This is a genomic window from Bacteroidota bacterium, from assembly GCA_039111535.1.
Classification (GTDB): domain Bacteria; phylum Bacteroidota; class Rhodothermia; order Rhodothermales; family JAHQVL01; genus JBCCIM01.
In genome coordinates this window covers 1-2,531 of record JBCCIM010000343.1, presented here as the reverse complement: position 1 = coordinate 2,531, position 2,531 = coordinate 1, and the positions used below count along the sequence as shown (strand labels likewise).

The following is a 2,531-nucleotide window of genomic DNA, read 5'->3' as shown; positions in this document are numbered from 1 at the left end:
CGTTGTTACTTTTGTCGTCAAAGGCGGCATCGATCGGGGCCGGCGTTTTCTGGATGCCTTGCAAATGACCTCGCTCACCGCTAATCTAGGGGACGCAAGAACCATTGCAACCCACCCTGCCAGCACAACACACAGTTCGCTTTCAGAAACGGACCGTCAGAATGTCGGCATTTTACCCGGACTCGTAAGGGTTTCTGTGGGCCTCGAGCATGTTGATGATATCATTCACGATATTGGGCATGCGTTGGATATTAGTGAGTGAGGAGTATGGAGTGAGGAGTATTGAGCACGGCTTTACACTCCTAACCTTTTTACTCCTCACTATTCACTCCTCACTGAAGATTACTTTACCATGAGTTAGCATGATGAGCACCCGGCATTGCACACTGCCCAACACTCCTTTCTCCTAACTCCTCAATCCCCACCAACATGCAATTAGCACCCATCGATTGGACGATTATCGGCGCGTTCTTCGTTTTCTCCCTTGCCGTAGGGCTCTGGTTTTCGAAAAAAGCCGGCTCCAACACCACGGAATTTTTCCTCTCCGGTCGCAATATGCCCTGGTGGCTGCTCGGTGTGTCGATGGTGGCAACCACTTTCTCGGCTGATACACCCAACCTGGTAACCAACCTCGTGCGCGACAGCGGCGTGGCCGGCAACTGGGGTTGGTGGGCTTTCCTGCTGACCGGAATGCTCACGGTATTTGTCTATGCCCGTCTGTGGCGCAGGTCTGAGGTGATGACGGATATCGAATTCTACGAATTACGCTACAGCGGCAAGGCCGCAGCCTTTCTGCGCGGCTTTAGGGCCCTTTATCTTGGCCTCGTGTTTAATGTGATGGTCATGGGGGCTGTTGCACTGGCCGGCATCAAGTTTGGCGAAATCATTCTCGGCTGGCCCGGCTGGCAAACGCTACTCATTGCCGGCTCCATCACACTCATTTACAGCGCCCTGGGCGGCCTGAAGGCGGTCATCATCACCGACTTTGTACAGTTCATCCTTGCAATGGTTGGCTCGATCTGGGCCTGTATCTACATCCTTGGCCTTGAAGAAGTAGGCGGCCTCACCGCCCTGCTTTCACATGACGTGGTATCCACCAAGCTCAATCTGATGCCTGACTTTGGTGACCCGAATGTATGGGTGCCTGTCCTGATTGTCCCGCTTGCGGTGCAGTGGTGGGCATCGTATTACCCCGGCGCAGAGCCCGGTGGTGGCGGCTATGTAGCACAGCGCATGTTGTCTGCAAAAGACGAACGCAATGCGATGGGTGCCACGTTGTTTTTCAACGCCGCGCATTACGCCTTACGCCCCTGGCCATGGATTTTAATTGCCCTCGCATCCCTGGTTGTCTTCCCAAATCTGTCAGATATTCAGGCAGCTTTCCCAAACCTGTCAGCAGACAAACTTGGCAATGACGTGGCTTACCCAGCCATGCTTACCTTCCTTCCAAGTGGCTTGCTGGGGTTGGTCGCAGCTTCGTTGATTGCTGCATTTATGTCGACTATGTCAACCCAACTCAACCTGGGTGCCTCCTACCTGGTAAATGATTTCTATCAACGGTTTATTAAACCGGAAGCTACGCAGAAAGAACTTGTCTGGGCCGGCCGCATGTTCACCGTAGTCTCCACGATCCTCGGCCTCGGCCTCGGCCTGATGCTCACGGACGCTGGGCAAGCATTCAATCTCCTGCTCTTACTTGGCGCCGGCACTGGGCTAATTTACATCCTGCGCTGGTTCTGGTGGCGCATCAACGCGTATACAGAAATTGTCGCGATGATCTCCTCACTCATCATCGCCGGCTACCTGACGTTCATCCACGACAAACTCGAATTCCTGCCGATGGAGTCCTGGATGAAAATCATCGTAGGCGCCATCCTGACCACCATTGTCTGGGTTGTTGCGACGTACTTCACGCCACCCGACGACGACGAAACCCTGCGTAACTTCTACCGCCGCATTAAACCAGGTGGTAACGGCTGGGATGCAGTGCTGGACAAAGCCCGTGCTGAAGGCGATCCCATTGAAAAAGAGCAAGGACAGCTACCACTGGAGATTGCCGGCATGGTCATCGGTTGTGTAGGCATCTATGCTACCCTTTTTGCCACAGGCTTCTTCATTTACGGCGAAACGACCAATGCCATCATTGCGACCGTTGTTGCTGTGGGTGCAGTTTATAGCGTACTGAAATTGTGGCCGAAGCTGTCGTCCTAATTGATAAGATCCAATGTTAAGCAAAGAGCCGCTCCTTAGCCAGGGCGGCTCTTTTGTTATTTATGCCAATCTACCAGCCCCTGTCCCCACGCGTCGTCCCGGACTTGATCCGAAACCCGATCTCGTTGGCATCATCCGAGGCATTACAAGGCAGGACGCATTCCCAGATCCTTCGGGGTCTCAGGATGAACTGTGTTAAGAATCAAGTATTCAGTTTCATTTTTTCGACATAATCATTGTCGAAGGCAACACCGCTTTTGACTACTGCAAACACCTGTCTTACCAGCTTGTTGGCCACTGCTATCAAAGCCACTTTCTTT

The 2,531-nt window shown here is 52.9% G+C and carries 3 protein-coding genes; all 3 read left to right on the top strand.

The window, feature by feature from the left end:
* Positions 1-262 (top strand): PLP-dependent transferase (locus AAF564_26645; protein ID MEM8489152.1); only part of this gene is annotated, 262 nt, incomplete at its 5' end.
* Between the two features lie 167 nt (positions 263-429).
* Positions 430-2,211 carry a sodium:solute symporter family protein gene (locus AAF564_26640; protein ID MEM8489151.1) on the top strand — a complete coding sequence of 594 codons (1,782 nt, stop codon included), beginning with the start codon at positions 430-432 and terminating at the stop codon, positions 2,209-2,211.
* A 13-nt stretch (positions 2,212-2,224) separates the two neighbouring features.
* Positions 2,225-2,410 carry a hypothetical protein gene (locus AAF564_26635; GenBank protein ID MEM8489150.1) on the top strand — a complete coding sequence of 62 codons (186 nt, stop codon included), beginning with the start codon at positions 2,225-2,227 and terminating at the stop codon, positions 2,408-2,410.
* Positions 2,411-2,531 lie beyond the last annotated feature (121 nt).

Bases quoted from the DNA above. Each gene is read 5' to 3' on its own strand.
- AAF564_26640 (MEM8489151.1), top strand. From the start codon at position 430: ATGCAATTAGCACCCATCGATTGGACGATTATCGGCGCGTTCTTCGTT.
- AAF564_26635 (MEM8489150.1), top strand. From the start codon at position 2,225: ATGTTAAGCAAAGAGCCGCTCCTTAGCCAGGGCGGCTCTTTTGTTATT.